Here is a 26562-nt window from a genome sequence, read left to right as displayed (position 1 = left end):
TATCTACTTGACTACTCATCACTAAATTGAAAAAAATTTGCCCGCTGACTAAATACGCATTGGCATAACTACAAACTCGTGTTTGCTATCGTTGACTTGCTGTACCAATACCGAAGCATTGGCTTGGCTCATATGAAAGTCAATTTCCCCTTGCAATACATTAAGTACATCTAGCAAATAAGCCACATTGAATGATATTTCTAATGGCTCACCTTGGTATTTAACCTCAAGCTGCTCACTGGCTTCATCTTGCTCAGCATTGCTAGCACGCACCATCAAATTGTTATCACCTGAAAAATCAAAAATTACGCCACGCGATTTCTCATTACTCAAAATAGCCACGCGGCGAAGCACATTCGCTAATTGCTCTTGGCTGATACGGGCAAGTTTGTTGGTTGACGACGGCATGACGCGGCGATAATCGGGAAACTTACCATCAATCAGGCGTGCGGTAAAAGCCACCATGATGGCATTTTTTAGCTGTCCTGTACTATCGACTTCACCAAAGGGTAGTAAGACTTGTAAAAATTCACGGCCGACATTGAGGGTGATTTTATTGTCTTGATTCGGTAGCATGCGTTTAAGCTCTGCTAACAAACGTTGTAATTCAAGTACAGCTTTTCTTGGTAAAATTGCATCAAGTGCCACGCTCTCATCACACGCTATCACAGTACGTGCCAATGCCAAACGGTGACCATCGGTCGATACTGTCGCCAATTGCCGCTCTTTAACCTCAAACAGCATACCGGTGAGATAGTAACGCACGTCTTGCACTGCCATCGCAAAATGCGTTTTATCGAGCAAATCGACTAGGTCTTCACGGCCCAATTGGATAGGCGTGACTTGCTCGGGCTCACCCAATAGGGGAAAGTCTTGGGCAGGCAAAGTGCTGAGTTTAAAACGACTACTACCGCAGACAATTAAACACTGATTGTCGTTAGCGACAGTGATAGAGACCGGTAAACCGTCGGGCAATAATTTTACGATATCTTTGAATTTGTTGGCAGGAACGGTGATTTCACCTGGTTGTTTGCACGCCGATGCTGGCAAATTAAGGGTGGCTTGTAATTCAAGCTCCAAATCTGACGCTACCATCACCAATTGAGAGTCGGTTAACGCCAATTTCATATTCCCCAAAATCACCATGTTATGGCGTTTGTCAGCGGCTTTTGAAATTAAATTAATCGCTTGTAGTAACAAATCGCGAGAGATTACTAATTGCATGGCACCGCCTCAAATCAAAATGAATGGTTTAACAAATGGAAAAATTACAATCTATTATACGGGGTAATTAACTAAAAATCTTTTTAATCGAGTTAACAAAATACTAGGTCTGTAACATTAATTTTAATGAGCGATAATCCTTATCAAACATCAGATCGCTGACACAAAGTTCTTGAACTTTCTCACAGGCGTGCATCACCGTGGTATGGTCGCGACCGCCAAATGATTGACCAATTTCTGTAAAGCTGTTGTTGGTTAGTTCACGTGCTAAACTCATAGCCACTTGCCGCGGACGAGCGATATGACGTAAACGCTTTTTACCCATTAAGTCTTTGACTGAGATATCATAAAACTCAGCAACAACTTTACGAATATTATCCATACTGACCGCTTGTACACGCATGGCAATCAAATCTTTTAACGCCATTTGTACCAGTTCTAAATGGATAGGCTGATTGAGCAGACGGGAAATGGCTAAAACTTTGTTGAGCGCGCCTTCCAATTCTCGCACATTGGCGATGATATGCTGAGCGATAAAAATAGCGCACTCTTTTGGCAAAATCACCTCTTGCGCCTTGGATTTTTTTTGCAAAATTTGAATACGGGTTTCTAGCTCTGGCGGCTCTAACGCCACGGCCACCCCCCAAGCTAGACGTGACTTTAAACGCTCGTCAAAATCAGTCAGTGCACTCGGGTGTTTATCGGATGCCAAAATCACCTGTTTATTTTTGCTCATAAAGTCATTGAGCAATAGCAAAAACTGCTCGCTACTTTTTTGCTTGCCGGCAATCACATGAATATCATCAATAATCAACAAATCGGCTTTTTTAATTTTATCTTTGAACTCATCGATTTTTTGTGTTCTTAATGAATGCACCAGCTGGTTGACAAACTTATCGGAAGTAAAGTAATAAAAACTTTTGCCTTGCTTTAAAATCTCATGGGCAATTGCTTGCATCAAATGGGTTTTTCCCAAACCTGTCGCACCATAAATAAACAGCGGATTATTTTTAGATTGACCCAAGTTGTTAGCAGTCTCTCGGCAAATACTATAAGCAATTTGATTGGATTTTGCGGTTACGAATTGGTCAAACGTAAAATGCGGATCGATATACTGAAAGGAGCGTTGCTGCTCAGTTTTTACCAGTGTCACTTTTTGCTCACCAAACTCTTGTTTACTAACGGCGTCGGTGATTGCGTTACCCTTATCAATTTGAATTTGCACCTGAATCGGTAAGGTGGGCTCAAGCTGTTGTAAAATCGTTTGAATTTGACTTAAATGATTTTTTTCAACATAACTGGCAAAGTACTGGTTAGGTACATTGACAACCATCGTGTTATTATGCATCGAGGCGGATAATGGGCGAATCCACATGGTAAAAATATTATCAGGTACTTGATATTTTAATTCGTCAACGCACTTAAGCCATAATGCATCAGCCATAACTTTGCTTTCCTAATCCAAGCATCTTCAAAATTGGTGTAATGTATCATAAAACAGCGATTTTACAAATAAAATTATTGTGGATAACAATGTGGATATAATTGTTGATAAGTAAAAACAGGAAATTACTAACAAGCTATCAACGGTTTATATACATACTTATCAACATGGCAAATATTTGTTTTTTTATAATTTTTAGTTAAATATCCACAGAAATAGACCTGCTTAATAATAATAAATAATACTTATTAAATATATAATAATAAAATAATTTTTTGTGGATAACTTTTGTTGAATGGTATTTGTTATACAAAAATGTTATTTTAAATAAACAAAATAATTGATTGTGTCTGTGATTTAAAGAAAGAAATTAACCAATAATCTTAGTTATCCTTGACCTATTGGTTAAAATTAAGGATAATACTAGATTAACTGTTTTGAAATTTTGTATTTTAACCGTTATCGGTTAAATATCACGTAAATTTAGCCAAGGTGAATCGCATGAAACGCACTTTCCAACCAAGCGTAATCAAACGTAAACGTACTCACGGTTTCCGTGCTCGTATGGCTACCAAGAATGGCCGTCAAGTTTTAGCTCGTCGTCGCGCTAAAGGCCGTCATCGTTTAACGGTGTAATGTCTATTTCTTAACTTGATTTAATGATAATGTTGACATTAAAACAGGTTATAGTAAAAAGCGATATACTTCTTATATCGCTTTTTTTATTGTTATACCCGAAGTCCGTTCGTAACCTACGCTTAGCGTACTCCTCTACTCTATTATTTCAGCCTGTTTTTACCCTATCCATCAAATCTTGATAGCTTTTAATGGTGCTTTGGTATTGATTTGGACTTATCCTCATGACTGCAGACAAACCTTTTAAATTTGATAAATCACAGCGGCTGCTAACGCCCAAAGATTTTAAAACGATGTCGGGTCGTCATACCAAAACTGGTGAAGATCAGTCACAGCATGTTGTCGTTTTTAAAATTCATCAACCTAATCTGTTGTTATTCGTCAAAGTGGTTTTAGCTGATAGCCAAAGACAAGCTGCAGTAAATCGGTTGGGTCTTGCGATTACTAAAAAGAAAGTCAAACGTGCCCATGAAAGAAATCGTATTAAGCGATTAACGCGAGAGTATTTTCGGTTGCATCAGCACCAGCTAAATGCCCAAGTTGATATTTTATTAACTATCAAGCAGTTTTCCGATGATATGAAAAATCAAGCAATTGTCCAGCAATTAGCGATGGGCTTTAACTTAATCAATGATAAGATTGGAAAGTTGAAGCGGAATTAATTTTAGCGGCAGTTCGTAATATCTTTACTCCAATGAAGGTAATAAAAAATCTGGGTTTAATCCATGGATAAATTATTAGCAAAATTTTTGCTGTTGATGATTATATTTTATCAGCGTTTGATTAGTCCCTGGTTGGCACCTCGTTGCCGCTTTTATCCAACGTGTTCTAGTTATGGTTTAGAGGCGGTAAGATTGCATGGGGGGTACCGGGGTGGATTATTAACAGCCAAGCGTATCGCACGTTGTCATCCTTGGGGTGGGCATGGCATTGATTTTGTCCCTAAGCCATTATATCGCTACCGTTATCATTATATTGACACATTGCCGTCTTACTTTTTGGTATATGCTTATCACTATCATTAATTTATTGGGTTGATGAAATTATAAAAACTTGTTGCGAGTCTTAAATAGCGTAATTGAGTCAACTATTTATGGAATATCTTTTTTAACTTTTTTTTAGTAGAATGTCTTCTATTTTTTAATTGTTTTTCCTTTATTAGCAACTAGTGATTTCAAGCAATATCATTAGATAGGATAGCTATATATGCAAAAAATTTTACGGACATTGATTATTATCGCAATGTTAATTACGGGTTATTTGCTGATTCTGGCATGGCGGGATGATTATACCAATGTAAATAAACCCGTGGCGATAACCCCAACAACCACAGCCGTCAGTAGTAATGATGTGCCAGTGGCGGGGGCTTCAAATACGCCAACGGGCGATATTCCCACGGCAACAGCAACCACGTCAACCCCAGCTGCTACTACCCAGCAAACGGGCGCACAGCTCATTAGTGTGATGACGGACAAATATGATATTCGTATTAATCCAGTCGGTGGCGATGTGGTATACGCCGCGCTTCGAGAGCAGACCCAGACATTAGATAGCAAACAGCCATTTGTACTCCTTGAAGAAGATAGTAATCGCGTATATGTGGCTCAGTCAGGGTTAATTGGCGCCAATGGTATTGATAATAGCAATGGTCGTGCGACTTTTACCGCGCCTAGTAACCAATTTGTCATGCAGCCCAATCAAGCCGAATTGGTCGTGCCTTTAACTTATCAAAAAGATGGTGTAACTATCATCAAATCCTATAAGTTTACCAAAGGTCAATATCCTATCAACGTTAGCTATAACATCACCAATAACGGCACGCAGCCTTGGCAAGGACAAATGTATGCGCAGTTAAAACGTGATAATAGTGAAGACCCGGGTAAAGGTGACAAAGGCGCAATTAGCCTATCGACTTACCTAGGGGGCGCATGGGGTACACCAGATCAGCCTTATAACAAACTCAAGTTTGGTAATTTCAATGAGGGTTTAAAAGCCAGCAGTGATAAAGGCTGGATTGGCATGGTACAGCACTATTTTGTCACCGCTTGGATGCCAAAGGATTACACAGCAAATTTTTATAGCCGTGAAGTTGGCAAAGATCACATCATCGGGTTTACCAGTAACCCTGTGTCAGTTGCTCCCAACAAGCAAGTGACGTTAACGTCTGCCTTGTATGCCGGTCCAAAAATTCAAACCAACCTAAAACCTTTGGCAGAGGGGTTAGATAAAACTGTTGATTACGGTATCTTATGGCCGATTTCAAAAGTGCTATTTTGGATTTTGGATAATGTGCATAAAGTATTGGGCAACTGGGGTTGGTCAATTATTGTACTCACTTTATTGGTTAAAATCGCATTGATGCCAATTGCCAATAAAAGCTATCACTCGATGGCAAAAATGCGCGCAGTTGCCCCAAGGTTGCAAGCCTTAAAAGAAGAATATGGTGATGACCGTATGCGTATGTCACAAGAGATGATGCGCATCTACAAAGAAGAAAAAGTTAACCCAATGGCAGGTTGTTTACCTGTATTACTGCAAATGCCGATTTTCTTGGCGTTGTATTGGGTACTGGTTGAATCGGTCCAATTACGTCATGCCCCTTGGATTGGTTGGATTCGCGACTTATCATCTATGGATCCATTGTTTATCTTGCCACTGATTATGGGCGCGGCGATGTTTTTCCAGCAAATGCTAAACCCGCAGCCGCAAGATCCTATGCAAGCCCGTGTGATGAAATTTATGCCGATTATTTTCACCGTGTTTATGCTATTCTTCCCAGCGGGTCTAGTGCTTTATTGGACGGTCAACAACTTGTTTAGTATGGCGCAGCAATACTTTATCAATAAGAAAGTTGAGCGTGAGCAAGCGGCAAAAGAGGCAGCACGTAACGTGGTTTAAATCCATCGAACCGTAACTTGATACTTTAACCGCCCTTTAAACAGTTGTTTAAAGGGTTTTTTATTGGCAAAAAATAATCATGTTGTAATCAGTGAACGGATGTTAAAATATCAGCATTAAGTCAATGCTGACTACCCAAAATGTTAGATTGTAAAAAACTATGTTAAATAACTCTCAAACAATGCTTACTTCAACCATTGCCGCCATTGCAACACCAATGGGTCGTGGCGGGGTTGGTGTGATACGCCTATCAGGTCCAAACAGTTACCAAATTGCCTTGGCGTTAACCGGTCGTCAAGCTTTCAAACCGCGATTTGCCCATTTTTGCCGATTTTATGATAGTGATGATACGGTGATTGATGAGGGATTGGTGTTATATTTCCCTACCCCCCATTCTTTTACCGGTGAAGATGTGATTGAGTTGCAAGGTCACGGTGGCATGATTTTGCAGCAGCAGCTTTTGACCCGTGTGTTTGAATTGGGTGCAAATCAAGCGGTAGCGGGCGAGTTTTCGGCGCGGGCTTTTGATAATGATAAGCTTGATTTGGTACAAGCAGAAGCGATTGCTGATGCCATTGATGCCACCAGTGTGGCTGCCGCAAAAAGTGCCATGCGCTCATTGACTGGTGAGTTTTCACAAAAAATTAATGCCCTGCTTGAGCAGTTAATTCAGCTACGGCTGTATGTTGAAGCCGCTATTGATTTCCCCGATGAAGAAGGGGTTGATTTTTTGGCAGATGAACATATCGCCAAACAATTACGCCAAGTTTGTGAACAACTAAACACTGTGTTAGCCACTGCCAAACAAGGGCAATTACTGCGAGATGGTGTCTCAGTTGTGATTGCCGGGCGACCCAATGCGGGAAAATCTAGCTTGCTCAATCGTCTTGCAGGGCAAGAGCGTGCCATTGTGACCGATATTGCAGGAACAACGCGCGATATTTTGCAAGAAACCATTGTGTTAAACGGTCTAACGCTAAATTTGACCGATACCGCTGGGCTGCGTCAGACTGATGATATTGTGGAACAGGCCGGTATTGAGCGAGCACGACAAGCCATTACCCAAGCTGATTTACTGCTTATGGTGTATGATGCGCACCGTGAGCATGAGCCATTACGATTAGCGACCGAATTATTTGGTAGTTTACCCAATGCCAATTCGATATTAATGATTGCCAATAAAATTGATTTATCCGACAATCACCAAAATTTGCCCAAGCAATTTTCATCACAAGAGCAGATTTACCACCCCGTCTATGTGTCTTGTAAATATGATACCGGGCTTGAGGAATTGGTCAATCAAATCTGTGATAAAGTCGGTTTTCATCCCCCTGAAAACAGCTTGATTGCACGAACACGCCATCTTGATGCGCTGCGCCGTACCCAAATGGCGCTGCAAGAAGCCGATGAGCAACTGCATTTATTTCATGCCGGTGAATTGGTGGCGGAAAGCCTACGCCAAGCACAGATTAGCCTCAACGAAATCACCGGTGAATTTACCGCCGATGATTTATTGGGCAAGATTTTTGGCAGTTTTTGTATTGGTAAATAACGTAATAGGTTTAAACTTAGCTAGGAAATCGCATGCACTGTCCATTTTGTAATGCTGAAGATACTAAAGTTATTGATTCAAGACTCGCGGCAGAAGGTGCGCAAGTACGACGTCGTCGTCAGTGTGCCGCGTGCCAAGAGCGATTTACCACCTTTGAAATTATCGAAGCGGTCATGCCTCGTATCATCAAATCCAATGGTCGTATCGAGCCGTATGATGGACAAAAACTGCGTCGCTCAGTGCAGCTACCATTACAAAAACGTCCAATATCGACCGACAACATTGAAGCTATGATTAGCCGGATTGAAAAACAGCTCAGGCAGCTCGGCGAGCGTGAGGTGCCAAGTAAAATTTTAGGTGAAATCGTCATGAAAGAGTTGAGTCAAATTGACGATGTCGCCTACGTTCGATTTGCTAGCGTGTATCGTGATTTTCAAGATATTGAAGCGTTTAAACACATGGTGTCAAACCTCACCACGGACGCCAACAAACAAGAAATCAATCAACGTATCGAAGATTTGACTCACCCACACAAGCTCAAACATCTACAATCCTAAGTTTTATTATGACGGCAACTTTATCCCCTGCTGAGCGCTATCAGCACCAATACTACATGTCATGCGCCATTGAGCTGGCTAAAAAAGGACGTTTCACCACCCGTCCCAATCCTAATGTCGGCTGCGTCATTGTCAAAGATAATCAAATCATTGGCGAAGGTTTTCACTATCAAGCAGGACAACCCCACGCCGAAGTGTTTGCCCTTCGACAAGCGTATGAGCATGATGCCAAGCAATTGCAAGGGGCAATAGCGTATGTCACGCTTGAACCTTGTAGCCATCATGGACGTACCCCGCCCTGTGCTGATGCGCTAATCCAAGCGGGTATTAGCCGTGTGGTGATTGCTGTTGTCGATCCTAATCCTAAAGTTGATGGTGGTGGTATTGCCAAACTGCAGCAGGCAGGTATCGAAATCATTACCGGTATTTGTGAGCAAGCGGCTTATCAATTAAATGAAGGCTTTTTTAAGGTCATGCGTGGCGGCTTGCCTTTTGTGCGCTTAAAGATAGCGACAAGTCTGGATGGACGCACCGCGATGGCAAATGGTGAGTCAAAATGGATAACCAGCGACCAATCACGCGAGGATGTACAGCGTTTACGAGCGCAGGCAGGGGCGATTATCACGGGTAGCGAAACCATCCTGCAAGACCATCCTGCGCTAAATATCCGTAGTCAGCAATTAGGGGTAAATTTAGACGATATGCCCCAGCCGTTATTGGTAGTGCTTGACCGTCGTCAACGCATCCAAATGACGGATGCATGGTATCAACGTCAAATTAACAAGCGTCCCGTTTTGCTTATCCAAGACGCAACTATGAGTTTAACCACACTACTCAACACTTTAAAAGACAATTACCAAATTAACGATGTGCTAGTTGAAGCAGGTGCGACGGTCGCTGCTAGTTTCTTACAACAAGGTTTGGTAGATGAATTAGTCGTGTATCAAGCGCCATGCATTTTAGGTAGCAGTGGTAAGCCCATGATTAACTTTACGGCACAGCATATGTACCAACAAATGGTAGCTTCACTGGTTTCACATGAAATAATAGGTGCGGATATCAAACTAACTTATCGGTTTGATAAGTAAATCCACATAATGGGTTGGATAAATCTCGCTGGAAATAAATAGTTAAATTATTATATTTTTTGCTTTTTAAAACTTATCCACATTGTTAGCTAAATTTAATGAAAGCGTTAAAAGGGGATTTTCTTTGTGGATAAGTGTTTCACATGAAACAGTCATTAAAGCTATTTTTTAATGTAATACTAGATTATAAGCGGTGTTTCACATGAAACATAGTACAAAACACCCGTAATCTATCACAATTAAGACCAGTGGATAAGTAGAAAAATAAGGTCAAAAGTTGTGCATAGTGTTAAGTTATCCACCAAAAGCTACCTCTATCATTTTAATTTTTTGAACGCCTGATGACCAATTTAAATTATATCTGAGAGCTGATTATAATTTAATTATTCTAAATAATATTTTATATTTGTGATAGTTGTAAAAGTACATTAAAATGCATTGATATCATAAAAAACAAGGATAAAAAATGTTCACAGGTATTATTGAAGCGACTGGAAAAATTGTTGCCATTACGCCAACACAGGGTGATGTACGCTTAAAAGTTCAATCTGACTATTTGGATTTTGCTGATGTCAAATTGGGTGACTCGATTGCAAGTAACGGGATTTGTCTCACTGTTGTAGAGCAAGGTAAAGACTGGTATGCTGTTGATGTTTCACGTGAAACACTCAATAAAACAGCGATGCAACAATGGCAAGTTGGCGATGTAGTAAACCTTGAAAAAGCCATGTTGCCTACCACACGATTTGGCGGGCACATTGTCACCGGTCATGTTGATACCACGGGTACGGTTAAACTGATAAAAAATGATTCGCGCTCGATTTATATAGAAATTGAGATTCCAAGCGAGTTTGCCAAATATGTCGCTACCAAGGGTTCTGTAACAGTCGATGGTATTAGCCTGACCAGTAATTTGGTGGAAGGTAATGTGATTAGTTTAAATATCATCCCGCATACAGCACAAGTCACCAACATAAGCAGACATTGGAAAGTGGCAACAAAAGTCAACATCGAGGTGGATGTGGTAGCCAGATATTTAGAAAAACTTCTTATGTCAACACCCGACAACATGTCAAATTCTAATCATGAAGGCATTACATTAAGCTTCCTACAACAAAATGGGTTTAGCAAATAGAGCGCAACTGCTTTATAATGATGGACAAAAAACCACTAATCAATTTACTTTTAAAACTCGACCCTCATAACGTTTTACTTCAAACAAAAAAAGACCAAGTTAACCTGGTCTTTTTTATTGTCTCAGACCATGTAATGATTGATGGCTTCGATGAGTTTTTGCTTGTTGATGGGTTTGGTCAAAAAACTGTCCATGCCCGCTTCTAAACAGATATTCCTATCATCATCAGAATCATTGGCGGTTAAGGCAACAATCGGCACACTATCTTTATTGAGGCGAATAATACGCGTCGCTTCAATACCATCTAGAATTGGCATGCGACAGTCCATCAACACAAGGCCGATTTGCTGACGATTTTCACTGAGTAACTTAACTGCTTGCTCGCCATCGGATGCTACAAGATAGCGATAACCCAAGGCTTCCAAATGCTTTTTGGCAATTTTTTGATTAACCGGGTTGTCTTCTGCTATCAATATCAATTTTTGGCTAGAAGAATGCGCATCGTTTGGGCTCTCAAGATTGGTGTGGCCCCCATCAACCACTTGAATTGGTCCATCCAATAACAGATTAGGGTTATTAACGGGTGGTGGTGCGGATGCTACGCTAACGCTAGGATGAGAGAGATTAGGGTACTGCTGCAAAAATTGCTTAAATGCCAGTTGTACGGGGAGATGGGTGTTGGTTTTTTCTTTTTTGATTTTTAAATCATATAGATGATTCACCTCCGCAATCAATTGGCTTAAAGAGGCAGGTTTTTGCAAATACCCATCAAATTGTAATTGGTGTTCGGGTGGCAAAGTTTTGGGGGATTCCATGCTTAAAATAATTTTAATCGCATCATTATAAAAATCAATATGATCTAATAACTGGTTATTGGCTTTGAGTGCTGCATCATCAATCACAAAGACCGGCATCAAGCCTTGCAAATCAAGGTTATTAATCGTATCGATAACGCCTTCATCCATAGCTGTAAAGATATGGTGCGATAATTCCACATAATTTAGCACTTTATTCACTCGCTCGAAGATAGAAAATGGCGAGATAATAATCAGTGTTATCCTTAAATTACCAGTTTTATATTGGTAAGCAGACTGCAGACTAAACTTTGGAATCGGTATAAATAGTTGGAATTCACTCCCTTGACCAAATTGACTTTCTAAATGAATAAACCCGCCCAATAAATGTGAAAAACTATTTGAAATAGCTAAACCAAGCCCTGTACCGCCAAACTGCCGACTAATGGAATCATTGGCTTGACCAAAATAAGAAAATAACTTTTGTTGGTCTTTTTCGCTAATACCTAAACCGGTATCTTTTACCGTTATTTTTAACCAATCTTCGCTGACAGTCATATTTTGGCTGGTTTTAGCCTTGATTAATGGGTGATGGCTATCGGTTTTATCAACCGTGATAGCCACGTAGCCCTCTTTGGTAAATTTTACCGCATTGGTCAATAAGTTTAAAATAATTTGCCGTAATTTGCCTTCATCACAATCAATAAAACGTGGGGTAAATGGGTCCACAAAAATATACAGACTAATTTTTTGACGTCGGGCGTTACCAAGCATCAGTTCGGTAGTTTGGCGTAGTAACTGCAAGAGATCAATAGACGTGACATTGGTTTGTAGCCTGCCTGCGTCTAATTTGGCCACATCAAGCATATCATTGAGCAGTTGAATCATGGTATAGCTAGATTGTTGCAGGGTTGCGATAGTCTCTTGTTGCTCGCTATTAAACTGTGCTTTATCTTCAGCAAGTAGATCTATCATGCCGACTAGACCACTGAGTGGAGTACGCAATTCATGCCCCACTACCGCCCACATTTTATTAAAATTGGTTAGTTTATCAGTAGTAAATTTATCTTCGACCCACGCTTTTTGCAGCTTATCGTGATAATCGGTGGTATCTTGTAAGCCACAGCTATAACCTTGTAGTTGACCAAAACGGTTATAATACGGGGTAATGCGTAAATCAAAATACAGATTTCGCTGTAGATTGGTCACGGGTAAGGTCGCATAAGTCTGAATATTCTCGAGCGAATTTAGTAACTGCTGCGTGGTTTTATTGGCACCGGTGATAAAGTCACTGAGAATATACATCGAACCCGGTTGAAACGGGGTATAAAACACTTGTGAAAATTTATGATTAAAGTAAACAATCCGACCATTTCTGCTCATGATAAATAGCAAAATTGGTGAAGTATCAATCAAAATATTTTGTCGATAGGTTAACTCGCGAACCTTATCATAATATTGCCCCATCTTATAAGCATATCGGTTAAATAGCTGAGCCAAATAGCGCGATTCAGGGTGGTCACGAAACTCATGAAGCTTGGCAGGCTGATAACCTTCACTAATTTGCAATTGCAAATTTTGGGCGTAATCGAGAAATTTATACCAAACCTCGTAACTCTTTCGTAGCTGAATCATCACATATAAAAATAGGCAAAGCCCCAGTAGCAGCGGCAGCAAATAGATAGGGTTGGCAAAATTATTCCAAAGCGGGAAGTATTGTACTTTAACGTATAAGCGGTAACCCGCTGCCAGATTCTGCCAAACTTCAAAGCCACGAGCATCATAAAATATTTTATTGCTTTGTTTGGCAGATAGCGTCCAATTGGGTAAGGGGACAGAAAAATCGTCATGGTTGTTTTTGACAACGGTAGTAGCACCCGTTGGCTCAACGATAATCAACTGATAATTTTTAATCACCGCATGGTGATCTAAAGTGATTTGGCTCCAATCGTACTCATGATAGCTAATTTTATGATTGAGTTTATCAACCAGCTCAACGAGGCAACTTTCACCGAGCTGCTGTTGCTGCTGCAACGCATAAAAACCTAGCAACCCATAACCTGCCACTATTAGTATCAGTTCGATAGCCACTAAGGTTATGATGAGTCGCCGAGCTGCTGGGCGATTGTAGAGAGAAAACTGGTTTGACACAGCGTGATATACCCAATAGAGAAAACGGTCAATGAAGGTAGAAGAAAAAAACCCATCATCACAATGCTAGATTTAAGTATTGTGCCAATTCATATTATAATAGCAGAAATTTATTGTATTTAAGACGAAATTTATCATGTCTCAAACCCCGCTTAGGGTCGTATTTGCTGGTACGCCCGAATTTGCTAAAGTCGCCTTACAAGCACTCATCAGTCACCAAAAAGCCCTTAATATTGACATTGTAGCAGTCTATACACAACCTGACCGCAAATCTGGTCGTGGACAAAAAATTAGCGCATCGCCCGTGAAAGCCCTTGCCTTAGCAAATAACATTGCGGTGGAACAACCCGAAAGCTTTAGCTTAAAATCAACCAATGGGAGTGTTTCACGTGAAACACTTAAACACTATCGACCCGATGTTATGGTGGTGGCGGCTTATGGATTGATTTTACCACTTGGCGTGCTACATACCCCAAAATTTGGCTGTATCAATATTCATGGCTCATTATTGCCACGCTGGCGCGGTGCAGCGCCCATTCAACGTGCGATTTTAGCAGGTGATGACACTACAGGTATTACCATTATGCAAATGGCGCAGGGACTCGATACGGGCGATATGCTGTATAAAGTAGCGTGCCCAATCACTGACACAGATACTACCCAACTATTGCATGATAAATTAGCCAAATTAGGCGGTGAAGCCATTGTGACGGTGTTGTCTGATTTAGAAAATTATCAACAAAACGCGCAAAAACAAGACGACGCTTTGGCTAATTATGCCGAGAAAATCACCACGGCAGAGGGTGAAATTAACTGGCAGAATGATGCCATCAGTATTCAACGCCAAATCCGTGCGTTAAATGCCTTTACCTATCTTGATGAAAACAAAGACCCCAATCAGCGTATCAAAATAATAGAAGCAGCGCCCATTAAACTTGACCAACAAACCCATGAACCTGCAGGTAAAATCGTCAGTGTGGGTCGTAATGCAATTTTAGTCGCCTGTGGCAAAAACGCGACCAACCACCAACATCAGGGTGTACAACATCTGATTAATATCACCCAAATGCAGTGGCCAGGTGGTAAGCCGTTAACCGCTGAGCAAATTGCCAATGGAGATAAACTCAAAGATGGTGATATTTTTCACTCATAACCAATTAGGCACATCATGATCCAATTACATTCTCAGCTTAACACTCGCGCCAAAGTTGTCGCCACCCTCGAGCGTATCCAACAAGGTGAGTCATTATCTAGCTTGCTTGACCCACTACTAAACCAAGTGAGCGAAAAAGACAAAGGCTTTGTCCATGAATTATTGCTTGGCACACTGCGTCAATGGTGGGCACTCGCTCGTATCGGTGAAAGCTTGATTGAGCATGAAGTCACTGACAAAGGCGTATGGGCAGCACTCAATATCGGACTGTACCAACTGCTGTACATGGACACGCCAGATTACGCGGCAATTGGTGAAACGGTCGAAGCAGTCAAACAACTGGATAAAGGTTACGGTGCTGGACTTATCAATGCCATACTGCGAAAGGTGCAAAAAAACCCTGCCAAATTTGCCAAAAAAATTGAGAAAAATCACAGTCTACCCAATTGGCTTGCCAAACAGCTCAAACAGGATTGGGGTGAATACTATGCCGAGCTTGGGCAAGCGCTTCGCCAACCTGCGCCCATATTCTTACGCGTCAATCGCAAGTTTTGTAGTGTAGAGGATTATGCCGATATATTAACCCAACAAGGCATCGGTTTTGCCCTAGTGTTAATTGGCTTTGAGAAAGTGCAAACCATTCAACTCACTGACGCTATAAGAATCACCGATTTGCCTAAATTTGCCGAAGGCTGGGTCAGTGTGCAAGACAGACATGCCCAGTTATCAGCACATATTTTGGCAAGCCTCGCCTTAGATAAATCTTTGACGGTACTAGATGCTTGCACTGCGCCTGGGGGTAAACTGGCGCATTTATTGGAGCTTGAGCAGTCAAAAACGTTTCACGTGAAACATCAAAATATCGCGCATGTAATCGCTTTGGACAACGATGAAAAACGTTTACAACGGGTAAGCCAAAACCTTGAGCGTTTGCAGTTAAACCAAGAAAATGTACACTTGGTATGTGAGAATGCCACAACGTTTCAAGTAGATACCCAATTTGATGTGATAGTGCTTGATGCACCTTGTACCGCAACAGGTGTGATTCGCCGCCATCCTGATATCGCACTGCTACGCACCGAAGAAGATGTGGGGCAAACTGCCGCGTTACAAGCCAATATTTTAGCCAACTGTTGGCATAATTTAGCAGGTAACGGCTATCTACTCTATATCACTTGCTCGATGTTAAAAGCAGAGAATGAAGACCAATTACAAGCGTTTTTAGCCATCCACAAAGAGGCGCAAATCGTGGATTTTAGCCTTAATTTATCCAACCAAATCAAACGGGACATCGGTTATCAATGCTTACCGCTTCATCAAAACGATGGCGATGGCTTTTATTATGCCTTACTGCAAAAACGTGGCTAAAAAATTGGCATTCATCGCAATGCTAGGTTTATGCTAAACTGCATCAAATTGATTAAATGGATGGAAAGATGAACTATATCAGCACCCGTGGCAAAACCGCCCCTATGCAATTTAGTGATGTGTTACTGATGGGGCTTGCCCCAGACGGCGGCTTAATGCTACCCGAAGAATACCCACAGATTGATGAAGCAACCCTCACCCAATGGCGCACTTTAAGCTACCCTGAGCTTGCCTTTGAAATCATGCAATTATTTGCCACCGATATTCCAAAAGATGATTTAAAAACACTGATTGATAAAACTTACACCGTGCAGGCATTTGGCAATCCCGATATTACCCCTGTTCGTACACTCAAAGATGGCATCAAAATCATCGAGCTATCAAACGGTCCAACACTGGCATTTAAAGACATCGCCATGCAGTTTTTGGGCAATGCTTTTGAATATGTGTTAAAGAAAAAAAATGAGCGTCTGACCATCATCGGTGCAACATCAGGCGATACAGGCTCAGCTGCTGAATATGCGTTGCGTGGCAAAGACAATATCGAAGTGTTCATGATGTCACCCCATGGCAAAATGAGTGAATTCCAGCGCGCACAAATGTATAGCCTTGATGACAAAAATATCCATAACATCGCCATCAAAGGTATGTTTGATGACTGCCAAGACATCGTAAAAGCCCTGCAGCAAGATGCCGAATTTAAAGCCAAATACAGCCTTGGGACTGTCAACTCCATTAACTGGGGTCGTATCCTCGCGCAAATCGTCTACTATTTTAAAGGTTACTTTGCCAGCACCACCGACAATAGCGAAAAGGTGAGTTTCTGCGTGCCATCGGGTAACTTTGGTAATATCTGCGCGGGACATATTGCCCGTGAAATGGGATTACCCATCGAGCGGTTAATCGTTGCCACCAACGAAAACGACGTTCTGCACGACTTTTTTACTACTGGCAAATATAGCCCCCGTACTGCTGACAAGACTTATGTGACATCAAGTCCATCGATGGATATTTCAAAAGCGTCGAATTTTGAGCGTTTTGTGTACCTGCTCGCTGAGAAAAATGGCGAAAAAATTAATACACTTTGGCAGGATGTCAACGTAGGTAAAGGCTTTGATATGTCGGATTTGATGGCAAATATCAATGGCAAATATGGCTTTGCATCGGGTAAATCAACGCATGCCGACCGTATCGCCACGATCAAACAAGTGTATGCCGAAGACAACCAGCTAATTGACCCGCATACCGCTGATGGGATAAAAGTGGCTCGTGAAGTACGCAAAGAGGGTGAGGTCATTGTCTGCGCCGAAACCGCATTGCCAGCCAAATTTGCCGAGACCATCACCGAAGCTGTTGGTCAACTTGACATTCCCCGTCCCAAACATACCGATAATATCGAAAGCTTGGCACAGTATGTGACTGTGCTTGATAACGATGCAAATTTGGTGCGGGCGCAAATTGAACAGTTTGTGGTAGCCAAATAATAGCTATCTAATAAATTGACTCAAATAAAAGCCTTTTAATTTGCTAGTTAAAAGGCTTTTTTGCTTTACTGTTTATGGACAAATTTGCGCAGTATCGCTTTGACTTCATCCGTCTGTAGACGGTTACTAAAGTGAATGTTTTCTTGTTGGATACGCGCTAGGATTTCCGTGGCATTACGCATCAAGTCTTTGGTTTGTCTTACCGATGGCACCGATTTTTTGGCGAGTATTTCTGCTTTTTGGCGCGCCGTGCTTAGTACTTCATCGCTACTAGCAAAAGCTTGGTTGGCTAAGCCCAATTCAACTGCCTGTTTGCCTGTGATTTTTTCACCCATCACAAACACCTCAAAGGCACGCTGATAACCAATTCTATGCGTCAGCAAAAGCGTCGAACCTGCTTCTGGCACCAAAGATAAATCCACAAAGGGGGCTAATAATTTAGCGTTTTCTACGATATACACCAAATCACAATGAAGTAGCAGCGTCAAGCCAATGCCAACGCCTGAGCCTGTCACCGCTGCCACGATGGGTTTAGGATAATCGCCCAAAAACTGCACGAAATCTAACGCATTAAGCTCAGCATCATCATTTTCTGCTTTGGTTAAAAAATCGACAAGATCATTACCTGCGGTAAAAAAATCACCGGTTGACGTAAACAAAATCACTCGAATATTATCGTCACTTTTTGCCTGTTCCATCGCGGTTTGTACGGATTGGTACATGGCATTGGTTAGGGCATTTTTTTTATCGGCACGATTAAATTGGATTTCTAAAACGCCATTTTGCGTGTGAAAATTGACAAGTTGTTCCATGAAAGTGTTTACCTTAGTATCTCATCAGTGTCTAATAGGGGTCTAGTAGATATCTAGTGCTAAAAACCAAGTCAACAATATAGCATTATTCTAAGCTGAGATTCTAAAATTAGTAAGACAATGACGGCAAAAAAAATGAAACTGAAAAAATTTAAAGCCAAAATGCCAAGTGTTAGCTACCATACGTTCAGAAAATTTTAGCCAATAAAAAAGGCATTTAAATTAAATGCCTTTTTTAAATTGATATTTTAAATTGATTGCTTAATTAACTCATACAGCATTAACCAATACGGCGTTTACCCGTCGCTAGTTCATAAACGAATAGCACAATAATGGCACCAATCACTGAAAAGATTAAACCGGTAAAGCCACCATTGGCATTCATGCCTAGCATACCTGCTAAAAAACCGCCCACTAATGCACCAATAATACCCAGTACAATGGTAAGAATCCAACCCATTGCGTCTGCACCTGGCTTGATAGCACGGGCGATAACACCAACGATAAGACCCATGATAATCATATAAATAAAGCTCATTTTAACACTCCTCATTTTTTAACTTGTCTAATTTTTAACTTATCTTGTTGCCTAATCGATTGGCAGGCGTTACAGGGCTAAATTGTTATATTTATAGTTTTAACTAATAACTGCCTCTCTGATGACTGTTATTTTATAGACAAGCTATCAGCAGTTAAAATGTTGGTTTGTTAATTATGTAAGTTCTCTTTGAAGTATTAAGAGGATTTTTTATTTAATGTAATGCTATGTCAGTAGAGACGATTAAATGTAAGTTCCGTTATCTAGATTCAATTTCTTGATAAAGCGCAGCATATTGCTGAGTGAGTTTATGTTTAGCGTCCAAATAAATCAGCGGTAAGCTTTGATGGTGGGATTGTTTCATGATAATCGAAGGGCTAAGTTTGGTGTCATACACAGGATAGCCTTCATTGACCAACGTTTGTACCACTTCTTTGGGTAAATTGGCACGTGGGTCAAACTGATTGACGATAATACCTTCAATTAACAAGTCACTATTATGGTCCTGGCGCGTCTCTAAGATATTTTGCACCAAGGTTTGCAGCGCGCGTTTGGAGAAAATATCACAATCAAACGGAACGATAACACGATCAGCCGCGATCAATGCCGACAAAGTAAAAAAATTAAACGCCGGTGGCGTATCAATGTACACCCGATCAAACTGCTGCGTTAAAAGGTTTAAGCCGTCTTTTAATTTATAAATTTTATGTTTGCTTTCAAGGGGCTGCAAAATATCGGCAAGCATGGGACTGGCTGGAATCAGTGATAAATTATCAAATCGGGTGGTGTGAATACAGTGCTCCAACCCTTGATTGCGACTACCCGTCATACCGCCAAATGGAAATGCAAACATCATCGGCATAGGGCTAGACGCCGCTTGCAGGGTTTGCGAAAAGAAATTTTCGATATTGGGTTCTGTGATATGCGCGGGATGAATGTCTGTGTCAGCATCGCCGACGATATATTGGGTAGCGTTGCACTGTGGATCAAGGTCGATGAGTAGGGTACGCAAACCTTGATGGGCACTCATCGCGGCAAGATTGACAGCAATGCTGGATTTACCAACACCGCCTTTTTGATTAAAAATGACTCGGGTAAGCATTGTGTAACCTAATATTTTTACAAGTAATCATGAGTATGCTAAAAAATCACGATTTTTGCTAGCAAATTTACAAGGTTAAAACAGTTAGGCTTGCTGTAGCGCCTTCACCAGTCGACCATGAATACCTTCAAAGCCGCCATTTGACATCACAATCACCACATCGTCATCGCCAATGTGCGCTGCAATATGCTCAATAATCGCATCGGTCGATGTCATCACTTGTTGGTTGGCAGCATTGCCAATCGCATCGGCAACTGACCAATCTAGATTGGCAGGTTGATACCAAATGACTTGGTCGGCGATACTCGCTGACGGCGCAAGCAAACCTTGGTGGGTACCGAGTTTCATGGTGTTTGAACGCGGTTCAATCACCGCCCAGATTTTACGGTTTGGGTTATCCGCAAAACGTTTTTTGGCGCCATCAAGCGTGGTTTCAATGGCGGTTGGGTGGTGGGCAAAGTCGTCATAAACTTCTATCTGTTTGCCGTTGTTATCGATTGTGCCGACCAGCTCCATACGGCGTTTGATACCCGCAAAATTGGATAAGGCTTCACAGGCTTGTGCAACCGATACGCCAACATTGTAAGCTGCTGCAATTGCCACTAAACCATTATTGACGCTATGTAGTCCGCTCATCTGCCAATTGACTTGTCCTTTGTGACCATCAAACATCACTTCATATTGGCTTCCGTCTTGTTTCACTAGCTTGGCTTGCCAATCCGCTTGGGGATTGCTAGTGGGAGCAATCGCTGTCCGCCAAATCGGGGTCCAACAGCCTTTTTTAAGGGTTTCTTCCAAGCTTTCGGTATCTGCTGGCATGATGATTTTACCATTTGACGGTATCATGCGTACCATGTGATGAAACTGGGTTTGGATGGCGGCAAGGTTTGGGAAGATATCGGCGTGGTCGTATTCAAGATTGTTTAAAATTGCGGTGGTTGGGCGATAGTGAACAAACTTAGAGCGTTTATCAAAAAAAGCACTGTCATATTCATCCGCTTCGATGACAAAGTAACCTTCATGATCCGCAGTTTTATCACTACCCAAATAACTACTGTGAGCAAACGCTTTTTTTAGGCGTTCATCTGGGGTATCAACAAGTGGCACACCACCAATCAAAAAGCCGGCATCAATGCCTGCATAGTGTAAAATCCACGCCAGCATCGTGGTAGTGGTGGTTTTGCCATGCGTCCCTGCGACGGCTAATACGTGACGGTATTGCAATACCTGCTCTGCCAAAAACTGCGGGCCTGAGGTATAAGGAATACGCTCATTGAGCATATATTCAACCGCTTCAATGCCGCGCTTCATGGCATTGCCGACAATCACCAAATCAGGTGCAGGTTGTAAATGACTAGCAGCGTACCCTTGCATAATCTCAACACCCGCATTTTCAAGCTGGGTGGACATTGGTGGATAGACATTGGCGTCTGAGCCTGTCACGGTATGTCCAAGGTCACGCGCAAGCAGCGCCAACGAACCCATGAAGGTACCACAAATACCAAGAATATGAATGTGCATAAGTTTGCCTTAGGTCAAATACGCATTAGCGGCTAACCAAAGCCGCTAAACCTTGCTAAAAATTAACAATTTTAAAGGACAAATTAGGCTTTGTCAGCTATTAAATCCAGTTGTAGGTTAACTTGCTCGCAAACACCCATGTCTAGTTTTCGGCAACCCATCCTGCCAAAGGGGTACAGAAAAATAGTTTTACAAATTACAAAATAGTTTTACAAATTACTATGACAGTGATAAGTTACTATAAATTCACCAAAATAGTGTTTTTGCACTATTTTTATGAAGTTAAAGAATTGAGGAGTGGTATGAAAAGCAGTGAGTTATTAAGCATTTTAAAGCAGTGTCATAGCAATGAGCCAGAGTTTATCCAAGCGGTCGAAGAATTCTGGGAAGATATCGCAGCGGTTTATGACCAATCCACTGTTTATCAACACCTTAATCTATTTGACCGCTTAACCAACCCTGACCGTGTTATTCAATTTCGTATCAACTGGGAAGATGACCAAGGCAATGTTCAAGTCAACCGCGGTTGGCGTGTGCAATTTAACAATGCATTAGGCCCTTACAAAGGCGGTATCCGTTTTCATCCCAGTGTGAATCTTTCGGTACTAAAATTTTTAGGGTTTGAACAAATCTTTAAAAACGCATTGACCGGTCTGCCTATGGGTGGGGGTAAAGGCGGTTCAGACTTTGACCCAAAAGGTAAATCAGACGCTGAAATTCGCCGATTTTGCTATGCCTTTATGCGCGAATTAGCGCCTTATATTGGTGCAGATATAGACGTACCTGCGGGTGATATCGGTGTCGGTGGCCGCGAAATTAATTATATGTTTGCCATGTATAAGACGCTTAATCGTGAGTTTACGGGGGTATTAACCGGTAAGACGGTGGGACAAGGTGGTAGCTTGATTCGTACCGAGGCAACGGGGTTTGGTCTTGTGTATTTTTTACAAAACATGCTAGAAGCCCATCATGACGGCTTGATGGCTAAGACTGTTCTGGTCTCAGGTGCGGGCAATGTATCGCTACATGCCGCACAAAAATGTATTGAGCTTGGCGCACAGGTACTGACATTATCAGACTCAAAAGGTACCTTATATCTCAAGCATGGCTTTACCTTAGAGCAAATTGAAGCGCTCAAAACTTATAAAGCGCAAGACAAACGTTTAAAAGACTTCGTCGGCACCAGTGATGACGCAGAATGGATCGACGGTAGCCGTCCATGGCATATCAAAGCCGATATTGCCCTACCTTGCGCCACCCAAAACGAAATCAACGGGCAAGATGCGCAAAATCTGGTCAATCATGGCGTTAAATACGTGGCAGAAGGTGCCAACATGCCCAGTGATGCCGATGCCATCGCCATCTTCCAAACTAATGGCGTCATCTATGCGCCGGGAAAAGCCTCGAATGCCGGTGGGGTTGCGGTATCAGGTCTTGAGATGTCACAAAACTCGGTACGTCAATACGCAACCTTTGCGGTGCTTGATGAGCAATTAAAAACCATCATGAAAAATATCCATGACGATTGTTTTAACCATGGTAAGCAAGCGGATGGGAGCATTGATTATAAAAAAGGCGCCAACCTAGCAGGTTTTAATAAGATTGCTAAAGCCATGGTGAATTACGGCATTTTATAATGTTAAAAAACCCCTCATTAACTTTAATAAATAAAAAGCGCCGTCATTGTGATGGCGTTTTTTATTGAAGCAATAGCAATCAGTCAGCACAAGCCTGAAAAAATTTAAAGCTAGTGCTAGGCAGCCAATTCACATTGAGTTTTTTGTTTTGTAATTGCACAAAGCCTACATGTCCCCCATGCTGGCTATACAGTAAGCGCACACAAGGTGACACATCGTCTTGGGTGGCAAGAATGCCTAAAAATGGGTCGTCTTTGGCAGTGATAATCAGCGTGGGTTTAGTGATGTTTTTGAGTACGGGTAGGGCCGAGGCTTGGATGTAATAATTCGCCCCTGTGCCAAAACCATGGCGCGGCGCGGTATATAACTCATCAAACTCGTCAATCATCTTGATATTTTTTAATGCGTTGATTAGTGCTGGCTCATCCACCTTTTTTAAGGCTTTTTGCAATAAAGGATTGAGCAAATAAGGCGTATACACCCGTTTGGCGACAAAACGATGCATGGCTTTTGCCGAAGTCGTCAAATCGACGGGCGCAGAAATCACTACCGCTGCTTCACAGGCAGCTGCATCGCCTTGTTCACCCATATAACGCGCCAGCATATTGGCACCGAGCGACACCCCACTGGCTACAATTCGGCTATAACCGTACTGAGTTTTTAGCAGGTTAAACATATGCACCGCTTCGGCAGTATCACCCGCGTTATAGTCCAATTCTGAGGTATTATCCACCCCGCCGCAGCCGCGAAAATGGACGATAACCGCATCATACCCCAATCGGTGCGCTTGGTGGGCAAAGGCAATGGCATAATGGCTGTCGCTACTGCCTTCAAGCCCATGAAACATCACCGCCAATGGCTTATCAAGGTTTGGCTGATTGTCGGTATTGGCAAACACAAAGTCATAAGCCACTTGGGTGGTGCCGGTGCGGTCAGGGTGAAGCCGACGCTGATAGTTAGGTTTTGGCAGTTTGATAAACTTGGGTAAAATGGTTTGAACGTGGGGGTTGGCTAAGAAAAACGGGGTACGAAATGGCGTTAGGGGTAGTTGGTGAATATTCATAATATGCCTAGTGATTGTTATGATTTTTGACTATTTTACGGCTTTTTGACAGTTTTTTCATGGCGACTTGTGAGCTAAGTTTGGGACGTTGTGTAGGTTTTTTGAGAAAAATTTTGCTATGCTATCACTTCTATGCTGCTGCTGCTGTGGTTATTGGCTTTTGGTTATTCACTGGCTTTCACAGTTCCATAAAAGCCGATTTTTTCGCTGAGGACTTGAACCGACTTTTGCGCAGCCTCTACGGTCAAAACGACATTTTTACCATAATCAACCTTTAAAATCGTGGCATTAAAGCCATCTAATGTATGTCTGACAAAGGACTCATTGGCAAAATCGGTTTCAATTATTATCACGCTTAACGGCACAAACTCGTGCAAATTCATATTATCAACCACGGCTTGTGCGGTGCTACTATAGGCACGTGTTAGTCCGCCTGCACCAAGTTTGATACCGCCAAAGTAACGCACCACAATGACCACGCAGTTACCAATGCCCTTGTGTTGTAACACGTTTAAAATCGGCTTACCTGCTGTACCACTGGGCTCACCATCATCATCAAAACCTGCCGAGGTGGTGTTGTGCGGGTCGCCAATAATATAGCCATAGCAGACATGGCGCGCATCGGGATATTGGTTGCGTAATTGTTCCACGTGAAACATTAATTGCTCGCGGCTATCAATGGCAAAGCCAAAGCCCAAAAATTGGCTTTTTTTAATCTCAAGTGTGGCAGTACATGGGTCGCTAAGCGTGTAATAGGTCATGGTTAATCTATGTTACAATAAACAAAACAAGCACTAGGATAACAAAAAAATGCGTTTAGACAAATTTTTAAGCAAAGCCACCGAGCTATCGCGTAAAGACTGCAAAAAAATCTTGCACGCAGGCGAAGTCACTGTCAATGGCGAGGTGGTCAAAGATTCAAGCTTACACATCGATGAAGTGGGTGACGATATCGAATGGGCGGGTGAGCCGTTATCAGTCGCGACGGGCAATCGCTACTTACTGCTATATAAGCCAGAAGGCTTTGAATGCACCCTAAAGCCAAAAGAATGGCCGATTGTTACAGACTTGATTGATGTACCCCAGCTAGGTAGTTTGCGGATTGCAGGGCGACTCGATGTCGACACCACAGGTGCGCTGCTGCTTAGTGATGATGGTGGCTTTTTGCACCGCGTCACCAGCCCAAAACATCATGTGGCAAAAGTGTATGAGTTGACCCTTGCCGAGCCAATGACTGAAGCACAACAGGCATTTGCTATCCAAGAATTGGCAAAAGGCATCATGCTTGAGGACGAGTATGATAAAACCAAACCCGCTGAGTTAAGTTTTTCTGATGCTACTCATGCCAAGCTGGTACTCACGGAAGGCAAATACCACCAAGTCAAGCGCATGATGGGCTACTTTGGCAATAAAGTCATTGAGTTACACCGTGCCAGCATCGGTAACATTACCTTAGCAGGATTAGAAAAAGGTGAAAGCCGATTTTTGACCGCTGAAGAAATTGACCAGTTTTAAGCATTTAGCGGCAGTGTCACACCCACGATTTTCCAATGAATAAGCCCTTGGCGCTGCAAGCGGAGCGTTAAGGGGTAGCCACGCACCTGTCCGCTGACTTCAAAACAGTTAACACCACAATAGTGTGTGGTCGGTTGGGTCTGTGACGTTGCTGTGGTGGCGTTGGGATTAGGCGATTGTAGTTGTTGTTTGATTTTTTGATTAAGCTCAGCTGAATTGCGCGCCAAAATCAAGTCTTTGATATCAATCTTATCCATCGCTACTGCCACCAAGCCCCCTAGCAGTTTGACATTTGTTTTGAGCGGCTCACTGGTCGCTTGTCCTGTCAGCGCATACTGTACGCCCTCTGGCGTGACGGTATTATCTACGGCTTGATTGACCATTTTATTCACTAGGTCATCAGGGTTTAGCGCGATATTGAGCATCTGCAAAATAGGGGATTTTGCCACATGATTGGCTTTTTCTATTAATACAGGGCTTAGCTGTGATTTGATACTTTGCTGCAGTTGCGTAAATTCAATCGCTGCACTGATGGTGTTTGCTTGTTGTGCATCATAGGCTTTTTTCAGTTGGTACACTGCCCAATAAGGGGAGGCAAATACCCATGCGACGACAATCAGTGCAAGGATGATTAGCAAAGATAATACTTTTTTCATAAATCACTATTAGAGTTAGAGTTTGCTAATTAGTTTAAAACAACGGGCTAGGCTGTTGCGTATTTTTCTTGCAAAAAAAGCAAAATATTTTTGCGCTGATTGCCGATTATTTGCTTGATTATTTAACAAAAATCGCCACTATATTGCATATTTTTAAATTTTAGTCTTTCAAAGGTTTGGCAGCTGTTAAACGTTGCTACTGGTCGAACCCACTCTGCCGTACTGTCAACACTA

At 42.0% G+C, this 26562-nt stretch carries 23 protein-coding genes; 13 read left to right on the top strand and 10 right to left on the bottom strand.

Annotation, left to right across the window (positions count from 1 at the left end; translation table 11 throughout):
* Window positions 1-48: 48 nt before the first annotated feature.
* Together dnaN and dnaA are read right to left on the bottom strand one after the other, a co-directional pair.
* Window positions 49-1224, bottom strand: a complete 1176-nt coding sequence (gene dnaN / locus RT422_RS09770) for a DNA polymerase III subunit beta (RefSeq protein WP_065253946.1) — start codon at window positions 1222-1224, stop codon at window positions 49-51.
* Between the two features lie 103 nt (window positions 1225-1327).
* On the bottom strand, window positions 1328-2668 hold the full coding sequence (gene dnaA, locus RT422_RS09765; protein ID WP_007116624.1) for a chromosomal replication initiator protein DnaA: 1341 nt from the start codon (window positions 2666-2668) through the stop codon (window positions 1328-1330).
* Window positions 2669-3169: 501 nt separating this feature from the next.
* On the opposite strand from dnaA, the gene rpmH reads away from it, so the two are divergent.
* The 8 genes from rpmH to RT422_RS09725 all read left to right on the top strand — a co-directional run bounded on the left by rpmH (window position 3170) and on the right by RT422_RS09725 (window position 10534).
* Window positions 3170-3304, top strand: a complete 135-nt coding sequence (gene rpmH, locus RT422_RS09760) for a 50S ribosomal protein L34 (protein ID WP_050326012.1) — start codon at window positions 3170-3172, stop codon at window positions 3302-3304.
* A gap of 224 nt (window positions 3305-3528) precedes the next feature.
* Complete coding sequence (gene rnpA / locus RT422_RS09755; protein ID WP_313422093.1) at window positions 3529-3966, top strand: ribonuclease P protein component; 438 nt, start codon at window positions 3529-3531, stop codon at window positions 3964-3966.
* A 63-nt stretch (window positions 3967-4029) separates the two neighbouring features.
* Window positions 4030-4329 carry a membrane protein insertion efficiency factor YidD gene (gene yidD, locus RT422_RS09750; protein ID WP_284034837.1) on the top strand — a complete coding sequence of 100 codons (300 nt, stop codon included), beginning with the start codon at window positions 4030-4032 and terminating at the stop codon, window positions 4327-4329.
* Window positions 4330-4510: 181 nt separating this feature from the next.
* Window positions 4511-6202 (top strand): membrane protein insertase YidC, encoded by a 1692-nt coding sequence (gene yidC / locus RT422_RS09745; protein WP_065253944.1) that lies wholly within the window; start codon window positions 4511-4513, stop codon window positions 6200-6202.
* A gap of 160 nt (window positions 6203-6362) precedes the next feature.
* On the top strand, window positions 6363-7754 hold the full coding sequence (gene mnmE / locus RT422_RS09740) for a tRNA uridine-5-carboxymethylaminomethyl(34) synthesis GTPase MnmE (protein WP_284034838.1): 1392 nt from the start codon (window positions 6363-6365) through the stop codon (window positions 7752-7754).
* Between the two features lie 32 nt (window positions 7755-7786).
* Window positions 7787-8311: a transcriptional regulator NrdR gene (gene nrdR, locus RT422_RS09735; protein WP_203171251.1), complete on the top strand. Its 525-nt coding sequence runs from the start codon at window positions 7787-7789 to the stop codon at window positions 8309-8311.
* A gap of 8 nt (window positions 8312-8319) precedes the next feature.
* Complete coding sequence (gene ribD, locus RT422_RS09730) at window positions 8320-9399, top strand: bifunctional diaminohydroxyphosphoribosylaminopyrimidine deaminase/5-amino-6-(5-phosphoribosylamino)uracil reductase RibD (RefSeq protein ID WP_313422092.1); 1080 nt, start codon at window positions 8320-8322, stop codon at window positions 9397-9399.
* 466 nt (window positions 9400-9865) lie between these two features.
* On the top strand, window positions 9866-10534 hold the full coding sequence (locus RT422_RS09725; RefSeq protein WP_313422091.1) for a riboflavin synthase: 669 nt from the start codon (window positions 9866-9868) through the stop codon (window positions 10532-10534).
* 122 nt (window positions 10535-10656) lie between these two features.
* Here the strand turns inward: RT422_RS09725 and RT422_RS09720 are convergent, their stop codons facing one another.
* A complete protein-coding gene (locus RT422_RS09720; protein ID WP_313422090.1) occupies window positions 10657-13479 on the bottom strand; it encodes a response regulator in 2823 nt (940 codons plus the stop codon).
* A gap of 136 nt (window positions 13480-13615) precedes the next feature.
* Here RT422_RS09720 and fmt point away from each other — a divergent pair, with 136 nt between their 5' ends.
* The 3 genes from fmt (at window position 13616) to thrC (ending at window position 17484) form a co-directional block, all read left to right on the top strand.
* Window positions 13616-14632 carry a methionyl-tRNA formyltransferase gene (gene fmt / locus RT422_RS09715; protein WP_095356251.1) on the top strand — a complete coding sequence of 339 codons (1017 nt, stop codon included), beginning with the start codon at window positions 13616-13618 and terminating at the stop codon, window positions 14630-14632.
* 15 nt (window positions 14633-14647) lie between these two features.
* On the top strand, window positions 14648-16000 hold the full coding sequence (gene rsmB / locus RT422_RS09710) for a 16S rRNA (cytosine(967)-C(5))-methyltransferase RsmB (RefSeq protein WP_256999081.1): 1353 nt from the start codon (window positions 14648-14650) through the stop codon (window positions 15998-16000).
* A 68-nt stretch (window positions 16001-16068) separates the two neighbouring features.
* Complete coding sequence (gene thrC / locus RT422_RS09705; RefSeq protein WP_313422089.1) at window positions 16069-17484, top strand: threonine synthase; 1416 nt, start codon at window positions 16069-16071, stop codon at window positions 17482-17484.
* Window positions 17485-17549: 65 nt separating this feature from the next.
* On the opposite strand, the gene RT422_RS09700 is transcribed toward thrC, so the two are convergent.
* The 4 genes from RT422_RS09700 to mpl all read right to left on the bottom strand — a co-directional run bounded on the left by RT422_RS09700 (window position 17550) and on the right by mpl (window position 21457).
* Window positions 17550-18296 carry an enoyl-CoA hydratase-related protein gene (locus RT422_RS09700; protein WP_095356254.1) on the bottom strand — a complete coding sequence of 249 codons (747 nt, stop codon included), beginning with the start codon at window positions 18294-18296 and terminating at the stop codon, window positions 17550-17552.
* Window positions 18297-18576: 280 nt separating this feature from the next.
* Window positions 18577-18834: a GlsB/YeaQ/YmgE family stress response membrane protein gene (locus RT422_RS09695; RefSeq protein WP_036601338.1), complete on the bottom strand. Its 258-nt coding sequence runs from the start codon at window positions 18832-18834 to the stop codon at window positions 18577-18579.
* Between the two features lie 259 nt (window positions 18835-19093).
* Window positions 19094-19936 carry a ParA family protein gene (locus RT422_RS09690; protein WP_313422088.1) on the bottom strand — a complete coding sequence of 281 codons (843 nt, stop codon included), beginning with the start codon at window positions 19934-19936 and terminating at the stop codon, window positions 19094-19096.
* A gap of 84 nt (window positions 19937-20020) precedes the next feature.
* Window positions 20021-21457: a UDP-N-acetylmuramate:L-alanyl-gamma-D-glutamyl-meso-diaminopimelate ligase gene (gene mpl / locus RT422_RS09685; protein ID WP_313422087.1), complete on the bottom strand. Its 1437-nt coding sequence runs from the start codon at window positions 21455-21457 to the stop codon at window positions 20021-20023.
* A 302-nt stretch (window positions 21458-21759) separates the two neighbouring features.
* Here mpl and gdhA point away from each other — a divergent pair, with 302 nt between their 5' ends.
* A complete protein-coding gene (gene gdhA, locus RT422_RS09680; RefSeq protein ID WP_313422086.1) occupies window positions 21760-23094 on the top strand; it encodes an NADP-specific glutamate dehydrogenase in 1335 nt (444 codons plus the stop codon).
* A 79-nt stretch (window positions 23095-23173) separates the two neighbouring features.
* Here gdhA and RT422_RS09675 read toward each other — a convergent pair whose 3' ends face one another.
* Window positions 23174-24157: an alpha/beta fold hydrolase gene (locus tag RT422_RS09675; protein WP_313422085.1), complete on the bottom strand. Its 984-nt coding sequence runs from the start codon at window positions 24155-24157 to the stop codon at window positions 23174-23176.
* A gap of 164 nt (window positions 24158-24321) precedes the next feature.
* Window positions 24322-24918, bottom strand: a complete 597-nt coding sequence (locus RT422_RS09670) for a YigZ family protein (protein WP_096489568.1) — start codon at window positions 24916-24918, stop codon at window positions 24322-24324.
* Between the two features lie 49 nt (window positions 24919-24967).
* Between RT422_RS09670 and RT422_RS09665 the strand changes: the two genes are divergently transcribed.
* A complete protein-coding gene (locus tag RT422_RS09665) occupies window positions 24968-25672 on the top strand; it encodes a pseudouridine synthase (RefSeq protein WP_313422084.1) in 705 nt (234 codons plus the stop codon).
* On the opposite strand, the gene RT422_RS09660 is transcribed toward RT422_RS09665, so the two are convergent.
* The gene (locus RT422_RS09660) at window positions 25669-26328 is read right to left on the bottom strand and encodes a DUF2939 domain-containing protein (RefSeq protein ID WP_313422083.1); all 660 of its coding nucleotides are present in this window, start codon (window positions 26326-26328) and stop codon (window positions 25669-25671) included. The two genes, RT422_RS09665 and RT422_RS09660, sit on opposite strands and share 4 nt — an antisense overlap.
* Between the last annotated feature and the right edge of the window lie 234 nt (window positions 26329-26562).

The organism is Moraxella sp. CTOTU49803, from assembly GCF_032097965.1.
GTDB classification, from domain to species: Bacteria; Pseudomonadota; Gammaproteobacteria; order Pseudomonadales; family Moraxellaceae; genus Faucicola; species Faucicola tetraodonis.
This window is presented reverse-complemented; position numbering and strand designations above follow the sequence as displayed.